The 11,901-nt window shown below is 68.6% G+C and carries 11 protein-coding genes and 1 pseudogene; 5 read left to right on the forward strand and 7 right to left on the reverse strand.

Going from position 1 to position 11,901, the window contains the following annotated elements:
• The first annotated feature begins 124 nt into the window (after positions 1–124).
• The 5 genes from ACZ5WE_RS36065 to ACZ5WE_RS36085 are packed head-to-tail and all read left to right on the forward strand — an operon-like array spanning position 125 to position 5,054.
• Entirely contained in the window at positions 125–937 is an 813-nt protein-coding gene (locus ACZ5WE_RS36065; RefSeq protein ID WP_467695557.1) for an ABC transporter ATP-binding protein, read from the forward strand.
• Positions 934–1,776: an ABC transporter ATP-binding protein gene (locus tag ACZ5WE_RS36070; RefSeq protein WP_467695559.1), complete on the forward strand. Its 843-nt coding sequence runs from the start codon at positions 934–936 to the stop codon at positions 1,774–1,776. The genes ACZ5WE_RS36065 and ACZ5WE_RS36070 overlap by 4 nt, the downstream gene beginning before the upstream one ends.
• Positions 1,773–2,663: a branched-chain amino acid ABC transporter permease gene (locus tag ACZ5WE_RS36075; RefSeq protein ID WP_467695561.1), complete on the forward strand. Its 891-nt coding sequence runs from the start codon at positions 1,773–1,775 to the stop codon at positions 2,661–2,663. The genes ACZ5WE_RS36070 and ACZ5WE_RS36075 overlap by 4 nt, the downstream gene beginning before the upstream one ends.
• The gene (locus ACZ5WE_RS36080) at positions 2,656–3,783 is read left to right on the forward strand and encodes a branched-chain amino acid ABC transporter permease (protein WP_467695563.1); all 1,128 of its coding nucleotides are present in this window, start codon (positions 2,656–2,658) and stop codon (positions 3,781–3,783) included. The genes ACZ5WE_RS36075 and ACZ5WE_RS36080 overlap by 8 nt, the downstream gene beginning before the upstream one ends.
• Positions 3,780–5,054 (forward strand): ABC transporter substrate-binding protein, encoded by a 1,275-nt coding sequence (locus tag ACZ5WE_RS36085; RefSeq protein ID WP_467695565.1) that lies wholly within the window; start codon positions 3,780–3,782, stop codon positions 5,052–5,054. Before ACZ5WE_RS36080 ends, ACZ5WE_RS36085 begins: the two co-directional genes overlap by 4 nt.
• 108 nt (positions 5,055–5,162) lie before the next feature.
• Here ACZ5WE_RS36085 and pssA read toward each other — a convergent pair whose 3' ends face one another.
• The 7 genes and pseudogenes from pssA to ACZ5WE_RS36120 all read right to left on the reverse strand — a co-directional run.
• Positions 5,163–6,017, reverse strand: coding sequence for a CDP-diacylglycerol--serine O-phosphatidyltransferase (pssA, locus tag ACZ5WE_RS36090; RefSeq protein ID WP_160508244.1), 855 nt, complete (start codon positions 6,015–6,017; stop codon positions 5,163–5,165).
• Positions 6,004–6,660: a phosphatidylserine decarboxylase gene (locus tag ACZ5WE_RS36095; protein WP_344528702.1), complete on the reverse strand. Its 657-nt coding sequence runs from the start codon at positions 6,658–6,660 to the stop codon at positions 6,004–6,006. The genes pssA and ACZ5WE_RS36095 overlap by 14 nt, the downstream gene beginning before the upstream one ends.
• A 169-nt stretch (positions 6,661–6,829) precedes the next feature.
• A complete protein-coding gene (locus ACZ5WE_RS36100; RefSeq protein WP_467695567.1) occupies positions 6,830–8,035 on the reverse strand; it encodes an acyl-CoA dehydrogenase family protein in 1,206 nt (401 codons plus the stop codon).
• Between the two features lie 2 nt (positions 8,036–8,037).
• Positions 8,038–8,565: a MaoC family dehydratase gene (locus ACZ5WE_RS36105; RefSeq protein ID WP_467695569.1), complete on the reverse strand. Its 528-nt coding sequence runs from the start codon at positions 8,563–8,565 to the stop codon at positions 8,038–8,040.
• Between the two features lies 1 nt (position 8,566).
• Positions 8,567–9,586: an HpcH/HpaI aldolase/citrate lyase family protein gene (locus tag ACZ5WE_RS36110; RefSeq protein ID WP_467695571.1), complete on the reverse strand. Its 1,020-nt coding sequence runs from the start codon at positions 9,584–9,586 to the stop codon at positions 8,567–8,569.
• The gene (locus ACZ5WE_RS36115; RefSeq protein ID WP_467695572.1) at positions 9,583–11,610 is read right to left on the reverse strand and encodes a protein meaA; all 2,028 of its coding nucleotides are present in this window, start codon (positions 11,608–11,610) and stop codon (positions 9,583–9,585) included. Before ACZ5WE_RS36115 ends, ACZ5WE_RS36110 begins: the two co-directional genes overlap by 4 nt.
• A gap of 17 nt (positions 11,611–11,627) precedes the next feature.
• Positions 11,628–11,901, reverse strand: a pseudogene (locus ACZ5WE_RS36120) (crotonyl-CoA carboxylase/reductase); the annotation flags it as partial.

The following is an 11,901-nucleotide window of genomic DNA, read 5'->3' on the forward strand; positions in this document are numbered from 1 at the left end:
CTGGGCTGAGCGCCACGCGGAGGGCCGTGGGGCACGGGCGGCCGAGCGCCATGGGCAGGCCAGACAAGGCAGCAGGCAGCAGGCAGCAGGCAGCTGGGCAGGCAACAGGACAGGGGGGTCCCAGGTGGGTGGTTCCGGGCTGGTCGTACAGGACGCGTCAGTCGGATACGGGCCGGTGCGCGCACTGCGCCAGGTGTCGCTCGAAGTACCGGACGGCGCCGTCGTCGCCGTGCTCGGCGGCAACGGCGCGGGCAAGTCGACGCTCCTGCGCGCCATTTCACGCACCCTCGCCTTTCACCGCGGGGCGCTCACCACCGGCTCCATCCACTTCGGCGGACGGCGCATCGACACGCTGCACGCGGACCGGGTGGTTGCCGCCGGAGTCTCCCAAGTACCGGAAGGGAGGAGGGTGTTCGCCCGCATGACCGTCGCCGACAACCTGCGGGCGGGCGCGCTCGGCTCCGCGGGCAGCCGGGCCGCGAAGGCCAGGGCCCTGGAGCGCGTCCATGAACTCTTCCCGGTGCTCGCCGAGCGCGCGGGCCAGCGGGCCGGGCTCCTCTCCGGCGGCGAGCAGCAGATGCTCGCGGTGGCCAGGGCGCTGATGGCCTCACCGAGGCTGCTGCTCCTGGACGAACCCTCCCTGGGGCTCGCCCCGTTGATGGCGGCACGCATCGCCGACACCATCCAGGAGATCAACACCCAGGGCACCGCGGTCCTCCTCGTCGAACAGAACGCCGCGCTCGCCCTGCGCCTCGCCTCGCGTGCGTACGTTCTGGACGTGGGCGAAGTGGCACTCGCGGGCCCGGCCGACGAGCTGTCCGCGTCCGACGAGGTACGTCGCCGCTACCTCGGCGTGGTCGACGAGACCGCCGCGGCCGATGCCTCGCGCGGCGTCAGCGCGCTGCCGGTGCTGCGGCGATGGGCGGGCCGACGATGACGGACGACCACTCGGCGGCCGAGTCGACACCGCCGGAGCAAGCCGCAGCCACACCAGCGGAGCCAGGCGTACCCGCCCTGGACGTGCGTGAGTTGACCGTGCGCTTCGCGGGCCTCACCGCGCTCGACGCCGTCAGTTTCACCGTCAGGCCCGGCACCGTGCACGCCATCATCGGGCCCAACGGCGCGGGGAAGTCCACCTGCTTCAACGTCCTGTCCGGCGTGTACCACGCCACCGGCGGCAGCGTCCGCTTCGGTGAGCACGAGCTGACGGCGATGCCTCCGCACCGCATCGCCGACCTGGGCGTCGCACGGATCTTCCAGAACCTCGCCCTGCCGCCGCGCGCGACGGTCGCCGACAGCCTGATGCTCGGCCGCCACCGGCTCACCCGCACGGGATTCCTCGCGGCGGGACTTCGCCTCCCGTCGGCCGCGCGCGAGGAGCGCAGCCATCGCGAACGGGTGCGGGAGATAGCAGCGTTCGTCGGCATCGAGCACCAACTGCACGCCCCAGCGGGCTCCTTGCCGTACGGACAGCAGAAACTCGCCGAGCTGGCCCGCGCCCTGTGCATGGAGCCCCGGCTGCTCCTGCTCGACGAGCCGGTCGCCGGCATGACCGCGGACGAACGGCAACGCACGGCCGCCGTCATCGCGGGCGTCCGCGACAGCCTCGGGATCTCGATCGTCCTGGTGGAACACGACATGGGGGTGGTGATGCGGCTCGCGGACGCGGTGACCGTACTGGACTTCGGGCGCCGGATAGCCGACGGCGCCCCGGCCGACGTACAGAACGACCCGGCGGTCGTACGGGCCTACCTGGGAGAGGGGCCGACCTCGTGAACACCTTCGTCGAGCTGCTCCTCAACGGTCTCTCCATGGGGTCCGTCTACGCCCTCATCGCCCTCGGCTTCGTCGTCATCTTCCGCGCCACCGAGGTCGTGAACTTCGCGCACGCCTCCCTGCTCCTGGCCGGCGGCTACGTCACCGCGTCCCTCCACGACGACATCGGCTTCTGGTCGGCGCTGCTCGTCGGCATCGCGGGCGCCGCCGTCGTCGGCGCCGCCATCGAGTTCCTCGTCATGCGCCGCTACCGGGGCGCCGACCACAGCGTCCTCGCCATCGTCACGATCGGCGTCGACATCCTGCTCACCACCGAGCTCACCCGCCGCCTCGGCACCGACGTGCTCGCCCTCGGCGACCCCTGGGGCGACTCGGTGCTCACCATCGGGTCGGTCTCCATCGCCCACACGCGGATCGCCGCGTTCGTCGCCGCCGCGCTCCTCATCACGGTCTTCCTGCTCGCCTTCCGCTACACCTCCTGGGGCGTGGCCATGCGCGCCGCAGCGGAGAGCCCGGAGACCGCCGCCCTGATGGGCGTACGCCTGGGCCGGGTCTCGCTCGGCGCCTGGGCGGTGGCCGGAGGCCTTGCCGCCGTGGCGGCGCTCTTCCTCACCGTCTTCCCGACCCCGGGGCTCGAACGGGCCACCTCGCTCGCCGCGCTGAAGGCGTTCCCCGCCGCGATTCTCGGCGGCCTCGACTCCACCACCGGTGCGCTCGTCGGCGGGATCGTGGTCGGGGTCACCGAATCCCTGGCCACCGGCTACCAGAGCGAACTCACCTTCCTGGGAAGGGGGTTGGGCGACCTGGCGCCCTACCTCGTGATGACCGTCATCCTCCTCATCCGGCCCGCCGGACTCTTCGGGACGAAGGAGCTCGCCCGTGTCTGAAGTCCTGGCCCGTGGGAGGGAGTTGCGCTCCCGAGGCCGGGGGCGGCTGCCCCGCCCCCGGATGTACGTCTGGATCGCGGGCGCCGTCGTCCTGCTCGCCCTGCCCTTCTATCTCGACCGGTTCTGGCTCCAGGCGGGCCTGTTCGCCATGGCCGCCGCGATCGGCGCGATCGGCATCAACCTCCTCACCGGCGCGACCGGCCAGCTCTCCATGGGCCACGCCTTCTTCCTCGCGATCGGCGCGTACGGATACTGCGTCTTCGCGGGGGAGGGGGGCGACACCGGTCTGACCGGGCTCGGGCTCCCCACCTGGATCGCCGCTGCCCTGGCCGTCGTCGTCGCGGGGATCGCGGGCGGCCTCTTCAGCCCCATCGCGGGACGCCTGCGCGGGGCCTACCTCGGCATCGCCACCCTCGCGCTCATCTTCATCGGGCAGCACGTGCTCTTCAACGCCCACGACCTGACGGGCGGCTCCAACGGACGCGACGTACCGCCCCTGAGCGTCTTCGGCATCACCTTCGACGACAGCGAGCTCGTCGTCGCCGCCGTGCCGTTCGGTGCGTCGGAGAAGCTCTGGTACGCGGGTCTCGTCCTCCTCCTCGGCTGCGGACTCTTCGCCCGCGGCGTGCTGCGCGGGCGACCCGGCCGTGCCATGAACGCCATCCGCGACCACCGCATCGCCGCAGGTGTCATCGGCGTGCCCGTCGCCCGCTACCGCGCGGGCGTCTTCGTCCTGTCGTCGATGTACGCGGGCCTCGCCGGGGTGCTGCTCGCCCTCGTCTTCCAGCGCACCGTGCCGGACTACTTCGGCATGACGCTGTCCCTCGAATACCTCGCCATGATCGTCATCGGCGGCCTCGGCTCGGTGGCGGGCGCGGTGGCGGGCGCCGCCGTGGTGTCCCTGCTGCCGCAGCTCCTGACCCGGTACAGCGACGCGCTGCCCCTGGTCTCGGCCCCCGGCAGTGGCGGGATCACACCGGGTGAGGCGTCCCGGTATCTGTACGGCGCCGCCGTCGTGGCGGTGGTGCTGTTCCTGCCCGGCGGCCTGGCCAGCATCGCCGCCCGGCGCTCCAGGCCGACGTCCGGCCCAACTTCAGGGGAATCAGGGGAGGAACGATGAGTTCACGCAGGTCGACAAGGGCGAAAAGGGCCACCGCGACGGCTACGGCGCTCGCCGCGCTGCTCGCGGTGGCGGGTTGCAGCTCCAAGGCGGGGGACAGTGAGGGGGACAAGGAGGACGCGGGCGGGGTCAAGGCCGGCGTCGGCGTCTCCGCCAAGACGATCAACCTCGGTGTGCTCACCGACATGACCGGCGTCTACGCGACCCTCGGCAAGAGCGTCACCCAGGCCCAGCAGCTCTACGTCAAGCAGGCCAACGCCGACGGCGGCATCTGCGGCCGCAAGCTGAAGCTGACCGTCCGCGACCACGGCTACGACCCCCAGAAGGCGGTTGCCGCGTACACGGAGCTGGAGCCTGACGTCCTCGGCTTCGCCCAGTTCATCGGCTCGCCCTTCGTCGCCGCGGTCAAGCAGCGGATCGACGGGGACAAGAGCCTCGTACTGCCGCAGGCATGGTCGGCGAACCTGCTCGGCAGCCCGTACGTCCGGGTCGTCGGCTCGACGTACGACCTGGAGACGATCAACGCGATCGACTTCCTGATGAAGGAGAAGGGCCTGAAGAAGGGCGACAAGCTCGGCCATGTCTACTTCGAGGGCGACTACGGCGAGAACGCGCTGAAGGGCTCGCAGTACATGGCGAAGAAGTCGGGCCTCACTGTCGTGGAGCAGAAGATCAAGGCCACGGACAACGACATGACGGCCCAGGTCGCCGCCCTGAAGAAGGCCGGAGTGAAGGCTGTCGTGATCAGCGCGGGTCCGCGGCAGGCGGCCTCCCTGGTGGGTGTCGCGGCGGCGGGCAAGTTCGACGTGCCGATCATCGGCAACAACTCGGCGTTCGCACCCCAGCTCCTGGGCACGCAGGCGGGCCCGGCCCTCGCGAAGAACTACTACGTGGCCTCACCGACACTCCCGATCGGCGCGGACACCCCCGCGGCGAAGAAGCTGGTCGGCGACTACAAGAAGGCCTACCCGAAGGACGCCCTGGACAACGGCGTGACGGCCGGCTGGACCGCGGCGTCGATCTTCGGCGAGGCCCTCAGGAAGGCCTGCGAGAGCAAGGACCTCACCCGTGAAGGCGTCGACAAGGCGCTCCTCACCATCAGCGACTACGACACCGGCTTCGGCGTCACCCAGGACTTCAGCGACCCCAAGGCGCCCTCCTCGAAGGAAAGCGTGATCCTGCGCCCCGACAAGAGCGTGACGGGCGGCATGAAGGTCGCGAGGGAGCCGGGCGCGGCCGAGGCGGCACAGAATTACACGGCCGGAGGCTGAGGTTTCAGCCCGTCCGGCGTTTGAGGACGAACCCGAAGGGCGGTAAAGGGCACGCGAAGGGGGCCTGAACCATTCGGTTCAGGCCCCCTTCGGACTGTTCAAGCGCCGCTACGGCAGCTGCGCGGCTCGTGCCTCACGCCGGTTGTCCCGGAAGTTGTTCACCCGTCGCGCCGTGGCGAAGAGGGGGATGACCGCGCCGAGAACGACCTGGAGCGCGCAGCCGGTCTGCAGGAGCAGCAGTCCGCCCGGGGCGTCGAACGCCCAGGCGGCGAGCAGCCCCATGGCCGCGACGATCCACGCGAGCATGGCCACCGCGAGCGGGCCCCGCGGCTTGGGGTACTCGACGCGGCTGACCATGAGCCAGGCCGTGCCGGTGATCGCAAGGAGCGTCGCCCAGAAGGGCAGCTCCAGGAGCACGATCGAGACGACGGTGAGCGCGCCGAAGGGTGATGGCATGCCCTGGAAGGTGCCGTCCTTCACGGTCACGCAACTGAACCGCGCAAGCCGCAGCACCACCGCCAACAGCACCACGATCGCTCCGACCGCGGCCACTCTCTGGTGCGCGTCGTCGGCGACCATGCCGTAGACGAGCACGAAGTACGCGGGGGCCAGACCGAAGCTGATCAGGTCCGACAGGTTGTCGAGCTCGGCGCCCATCGGCGAGGACCGCAGCTTGCGCGCCACGAGGCCGTCGAAGAGATCGAACACGGCCGCGCAGAGCATCAGGATCACGGCGGTCGCGGCGGAGTGCCGCGCCATGCCGCTTTCGTTGCTGCCCTGCAGGTGCGGGATGAGGATGCCGGTGGTGGTGAAGTACACCGCCATGAACCCGCACGTGGCGTTACCGAGCGTGAGGGTGTCCGCTATCGACAGGCGCAGTGAGAGAGGCATCTCCTCATCGGCCTCGTCCTCGGCCGCCTCGGGCACCCAGCCCGCTTGTGTCTCAGGATCAACCACGGTCAATGCGAGTCACCCCAGCCACGGTCTTCTGACCGACCTCGACGTCCACGTCGACACCCTCGGGGAGATAGATGTCAACACGGGAGCCGAAGCGGATCAGGCCGATCCGTTCACCTTGCTCCACCTTCGTGCCCTGCGGCACGTAAGGAACGATGCGCCGCGCGACCGCGCCCGCGATCTGGATCATCTCGATGTCGCCGAGCTCGGTGTCGAAGTGCCAGACAACGCGCTCGTTGTTCTCGCTCTCCTTGTTGAACGCCGGGACGAACCCGCCGGGGATGTGCTCCACGGAGGTCACCGTGCCCGCGAGGGGCGCGCGGTTGACGTGGACGTTCAGCGGGCTCATGAAGATCGCGACGCGGGTGCGCCCGTCCTTCCACGGCATGATGCTCTGCACCACACCGTCGGCCGGGGAGATGACCCGGCCCTGGGCGATGTCGCGCTCGGGGTCGCGGAAGAACCACAGCATGCCCGCCGCCAGAGCGGTGGCAGGCACGGCGATGGCCGCGGCGCCCTTGGAGCGACGCGCACGCACGAGGCTGAGTGCCGCGGTGGCGACAGTCGGCAGGAGCCACGGCGATGCTCCGCGCGCAAGGCGTACGCCAGCGAGGCTGTCGCGTGGTGCAGAGGTTTGGCTGTGGGGCATGGATGACCTTCGTAGCGGATGATGCCGCGCATGAACGGGGGACGGCGGCTTTTTCCGGATGGTATCGGTTGCTGGCCACAACTGGGCAAGCCAGGAAGCGGAGTCGACGGCCGAAGAGTGCTGACAGGGTGTGACCTTCTTCTCGATGAAAACACCCCAAATCGGGCATCTAGCCCTGGAATCGATACTCTTCGAGCAGTCGCCGCCCAATGATCATTTTCTGGATCTCGGCGGTACCTTCGCCGATCAGCAGCATGGGAGCCTCACGGTACAGGCGCTCGATCTCGTACTCCTTCGAGAAGCCGTAACCGCCATGAATCCGGAACGCGTCCTCTACGACTTCTTTGCAGTATTCGGATGCGAGGTACTTCGCCATCCCTGCTTCGAGGTCGTTTCGTTCACCAGAGTCCTTTTTGCGTGCTGCATTCACCATCATCGCATGAGCGGCCTCGACCTTGGTAGCCATCTCGGCCAGCTTGAACTGGATCGCCTGGTGCTGAGCGATCGCCTTGCCGAAAGTGTGACGCTGCTGGGCATATGAGACACCGAGCTCAAATGCACGCTGAGCGACTCCGCAGCCACGCGCCGCGACATTCACGCGGCCGACTTCGACACCGTCCATCATTTGGTAAAACCCTCGGCCGGTGGCCCCGCCGAGCACGCGATTGGCCGGAATTCGTAGCCCGTCCATGATGAGTTCGGTCGTGTCGACGCCCTTGTAACCCATCTTGTCGATCTTGCCGGGGATGGTGAGGCCGGGCCGGACCTCTCCGAAGCCGGGCTCCTTCTCGACGAGGAAGGTCGTCATCGACTTGTGGGGCGCTGTGCCCTCCGGGTGTCCTTCGTCACTCCGGCACAGAACGGCGACCAGAGTCGACGTGCCGCCGTTGGTCAGCCACATCTTCTGACCGTTCAGCACGTACTCGTCGCCGTCCTTCACGCCCTTGGACGTGATCGCGGACACGTCGGAGCCGAGAGCGGGCTCCGACATGGAGAACGCGCCGCGCACCTCGCCGGCCGCCATCCGCGGCAGGAAGGTGTCCTTCTGCTCCTGCGTCCCGTGCTGCTTGAGCATGTAGGCGACGATGAAGTGGGTGTTGATGATGCCGGATACCGACATCCAGCCACGCGCTATCTCCTCGACACACAGCGCGTACGTGAGCAGCGACTCGCCCAGACCGCCGTACTCCTCCGGGATCATGAGCCCGAAGAGGCCCAACTCCTTGAGGCCGTCGACGATCGCCTGCGGGTACTCGTCACGGTGCTCGAGCTCCGTGGCGACCGGAATGATCTCCTTGTCGACGAAGTCCCGGACGGTGGAGAGGATCTCCTGCTGGATGTCCGTGAGACCTGCGGTCTGCGCGAGTCGGCTCATGGCTACTTCTCCTGCGTCTTCTTGGAAGTGTCCAGGAGCTCCGGGCGGCCGGGCTGCTCGCCGCCGCGCTCCTTGATGTACGTCTCGGTGGGGACCATCACCTTGCGGCGGAACACGCAGACCAGCGTGCCGTCCTGCTTGTAGCCCTTGGTCTCCACGTGGACGATCCCGCGGTCCGACTTGGACTTCGACGGCGTCTTGTCCAGGACCGTGGTCTCGCCGTAGATCGTGTCGCCGTGGAAGGTCGGCGCCACGTGCTTGAGCGACTCGACCTCCAGGTTGGCGATCGCCTTTCCCGAGACGTCCGGCACGGACATGCCCAGCAGCAGCGAGTAGATGTAGTTGCCCACGACGACGTTCTTCCCGAAGTCGGTCGTCTTCTCCGCGTAGTTGCTGTCCATGTGGAGGGGGTGGTGGTTCATCGTCAGGAGGCAGAAGAGGTGGTCGTCGTACTCGGTGACCGTCTTTCCGGGCCAGTGCTTGTAGACATCCCCGACGGTGAACTCTTCGTAGGTGCGGCCGAACTGCATGTCAGGCCCCCGGGATCTCGAACTTGGAGGTACGGGTCATGCCCGCGGCACGCCCCTTGCCGGAGATGACGAGCGCCATCTTGCGGCTCGCCTCGTCGATCATCTCGTCGCCGAGCATCGCCGAGCCCTTCTTGCCGCCCGCCTCGGAGGTGCAGTAGTCGTAGGCGTCCAGGATCAGCTCGGCGTGGTCGTAGTCCTCCTGGGAGGGCGAGAAGACCTCGTTGGCGGCGTCGACCTGGCCGGGGTGCAGGACCCACTTGCCGTCGAAGCCGAGCGCGGCGGCGCGGTTAGCGACCTCGCGGTAGCCGTCGACGTTCTTGATCTGGAGGTAAGGGCCGTCGATCGCCTGGAGGTTGTTGGCGCGGGCGGCCATCAGGATCTTCATCAGGATGAAGTGGTAGGCGTCCGCCGGGTAGCCGGGCGGCTGCTCGCCGACGACCAGCGACTTCATGTTGATGGACGCCATGAAGTCGGCCGGGCCGAAGATGATCGTCTCGACGCGCGGCGAGGCCTGCGCGATCGCGTTGACGTTGTTGAGGCCCTGCGCGTTCTCGATCTGCGCCTCGATGCCGATCTTCCCGACTTCAAAGCCCATCGTCTTCTCGATCTGCGTGAGCAGGAAGTCCAGCGCGACGACCTGGTCGGCGGTCTGCACCTTCGGCAGCATGATGCAGTCGAGGTTCTGGCCCGCGCCCTCCACGACCGTGACGACGTCGCGGTACGTCCACTCGGTCGTCCAGTCGTTGACGCGCACCACACGCGTCTTGCCCGTCCAGTCGCCCTCGTTGAGGAACTTCACGATGGTGTGCCGGGCCTCCGGCTTCGCGAGCGGCGCGCAGGCGTCCTCCAGGTCGAGGAAGACCTGGTCGGCGGGGAGGCCCTGGGCCTTCTCCAGGAAGCGCGGGTTCGAACCCGGGACCGCCAGACACGAACGGCGGGGGCGCAGGCGATTAGGCAGGTGCGCGGCGGAGCCGCTCGTTGGAGGGGTGGTGGCGGGCGACGGGTGGGCGGGCGCGGTCATGCGGGGACCTCCAGAGGGTCGAGCTTGTTCGCTTTCCGGATCTCGTCGACGATACGGCCGATGATCTCGGTGATACCGAAGTCCTTGGGGGTGAAGACGGCGGCCACACCCGCCGCCTTCAGGTCCTCGGCGTCGCTGTTGGGGATGATGCCGCCCGCGATGACGGGGATGTCGGGTGCGCCCGCATCGCGCAGCCGCACCAGCACGTCCGGCACGAGCTGCGCGTGCGAGCCGGAGAGGATCGAGAGGCCCACGGCGTGCACGTCCTCGGCGAGGGCGGCGGCGACGATCTCCTCGGGCGTGAGCCTGATGCCCTGGTAGACGACCTCGAAGCCGGCGTCACGCGCGCGCACCGCGATCTGCTCGGCCCCGTTGGAGTGCCCGTCCAGGCCCGGCTTGCCGACCAGGAAGCGGAGCTTTCCGGTGCCGAGGTCTGCGGCGGTCCTTGCGACCTTGTCGCGCACGAGGGCGAGCGGCGTGCCCGCCTCCGCGGTGACGGCCACCGGAGCGCTGGAGACGCCCGTGGGCGCCCGGAACTCCCCGAAGACCTCCCGCAGGGCCCCCGCCCACTCGCCGGTCGTCACACCGGCGCGTGCGCACTCCAGGGTGGCCTCCATGAGGTTGCCCGTCCCTGCCGCGACCTCCTTGAGCCGCTCCAGGGCCTTGCAGGGGCGCGGGTGGTTGAACGGCGGCTGGTAGCGGGTGTCGCGCCAGGTGCCCAGCGCCTTCACGACGCGGTTCTCGACGGCCGGGTCGACCGTCATGATCGCGGTGTCCAGGTCCGATGTGAGCGGGTTCGGCTCCGTCGACTCGTAGGCGTTGACGCCGACGATCTTCTCCTCGCCCGACTCGATGCGCGCCCTGCGCTCGGCGTGCGAGGAGACCAGCTGCGACTTCAGGTAGCCGGACTCGACGGCGGCCATCGCGCCGCCCATCTGCTCGATGCGGTCCATCTCGGCGAGCGACTCCTCGACGAGGGACTCCACCTTGGCCTCGATGACGTGGCTTCCCTCGAAGATGTCCTCGTACTCCAGGAGATCGCTCTCCAGGGCGAGCACCTGCTGGATGCGCAGCGACCACTGCTGGTCCCACGGCCTGGGCAGGCCCAGGGCCTCGTTCCAGGCGGGAAGCTGCACGGCACGCGCGCGTGCGTCCTTGGAGAGCGTGACGGCCAGCATCTCCAGGACGATGCGCTGGACGTTGTTCTCGGGTTGCGCCTCGGTCAGGCCGAGGGAGTTGACCTGCACGCCGTAGCGGAAACGGCGCTGCTTGGGGTTGGTGATGCCGTACCGCTCGCGCGTGACGCGGTCCCAGATGCGGCCGAACGCCCGCATCTTGCACATCTCCTCGACGAAGCGGACGCCCGCGTTCACGAAGAAGGAGATACGGGCGACCACGTCACCGAACTTCTCCGGGGGCACCTGCCCGGAGTCGCGCACGGCGTCCAGGACGGCGACGGCCGTGGACATCGCGTAGGCGATCTCCTGCACCGGCGTGGCCCCGGCCTCCTGCAGGTGGTAGCTGCAGATGTTGATCGGGTTCCACTTGGGGATGTGCGCCACCGTGTACGTGATCATGTCGGTGGTGAGGCGGAGGGAGGGCACCGGCGGGAAGACGTGCGTCCCGCGCGAGAGGTACTCCTTGACGATGTCGTTCTGCGTCGTCCCCTGGAGCTGCGTGATGTCCACGCCCTGCTCCTCCGCGACCACCTGATAGAGCGCCAGAAGCCACATGGCCGTGGCGTTGATCGTCATCGAGGTGTTCATCTGGTCCAGGGGGATGTCCTGGAACAGCCGCCGCATGTCGCCCACGTGCGAGACGGGGACACCGACCCGGCCGACCTCACCGCGGGCGAGGATGTGGTCCGGGTCGTAGCCGGTCTGCGTGGGAAGGTCGAACGCGACCGAGAGGCCCGTCTGACCCTTGGCGAGGTTGCGCCGGTACAGCTCGTTGGACGCCTCGGCCGTGGAGTGACCGGCATAGGTCCGCATGAGCCACGGCCGGTCCTTCTGACGCTCTGTCATGTGCGAACCCTCAGCCCTCAGACGTTACGGAAGCGGTTGATCGCGTCGATGTGCCTGGCTCGCATCTGCGGGTCGCGCACGCCGAGGCCTTCTTGGGGTGCGAGGGCGAGGACGCCGACCTTGCCCTGGTGGAGGTTGCGGTGCACGTCGTAGGCGGCCTGTCCGGTCTCCTCCAGGGAGTAGACGCGGGAGAGGGTGGGGTGGATCTTGCCCTTGGCGATGAGGCGGTTGGCCTCCCAGGCCTCGCGGTAGTTCGCGAAGTGCGAGCCGATGATCCGCTTCAGGGACATC

The sequence above is a fragment of the Streptomyces sp. NPDC033180 genome (genome assembly GCF_055577645.1).

Excerpts from the sequence above, each read along its gene's own strand:
- ACZ5WE_RS36070 (WP_467695559.1), top strand. The coding sequence starts at position 934 with ATGACGGACGACCACTCGGCGGCCGAGTCGACACCGCCGGAGCAAGCC.
- ACZ5WE_RS36085 (WP_467695565.1), top strand. The coding sequence starts at position 3,780 with ATGAGTTCACGCAGGTCGACAAGGGCGAAAAGGGCCACCGCGACGGCT.
- ACZ5WE_RS36095 (WP_344528702.1), bottom strand. The coding sequence starts at position 6,660 with ATGCCCCACAGCCAAACCTCTGCACCACGCGACAGCCTCGCTGGCGTA.
- ACZ5WE_RS36100 (WP_467695567.1), bottom strand. The coding sequence starts at position 8,035 with ATGAGCCGACTCGCGCAGACCGCAGGTCTCACGGACATCCAGCAGGAG.
- ACZ5WE_RS36105 (WP_467695569.1), bottom strand. The coding sequence starts at position 8,565 with ATGCAGTTCGGCCGCACCTACGAAGAGTTCACCGTCGGGGATGTCTAC.
- ACZ5WE_RS36110 (WP_467695571.1), bottom strand. The coding sequence starts at position 9,586 with ATGACCGCGCCCGCCCACCCGTCGCCCGCCACCACCCCTCCAACGAGC.
- ACZ5WE_RS36115 (WP_467695572.1), bottom strand. The coding sequence starts at position 11,610 with ATGACAGAGCGTCAGAAGGACCGGCCGTGGCTCATGCGGACCTATGCC.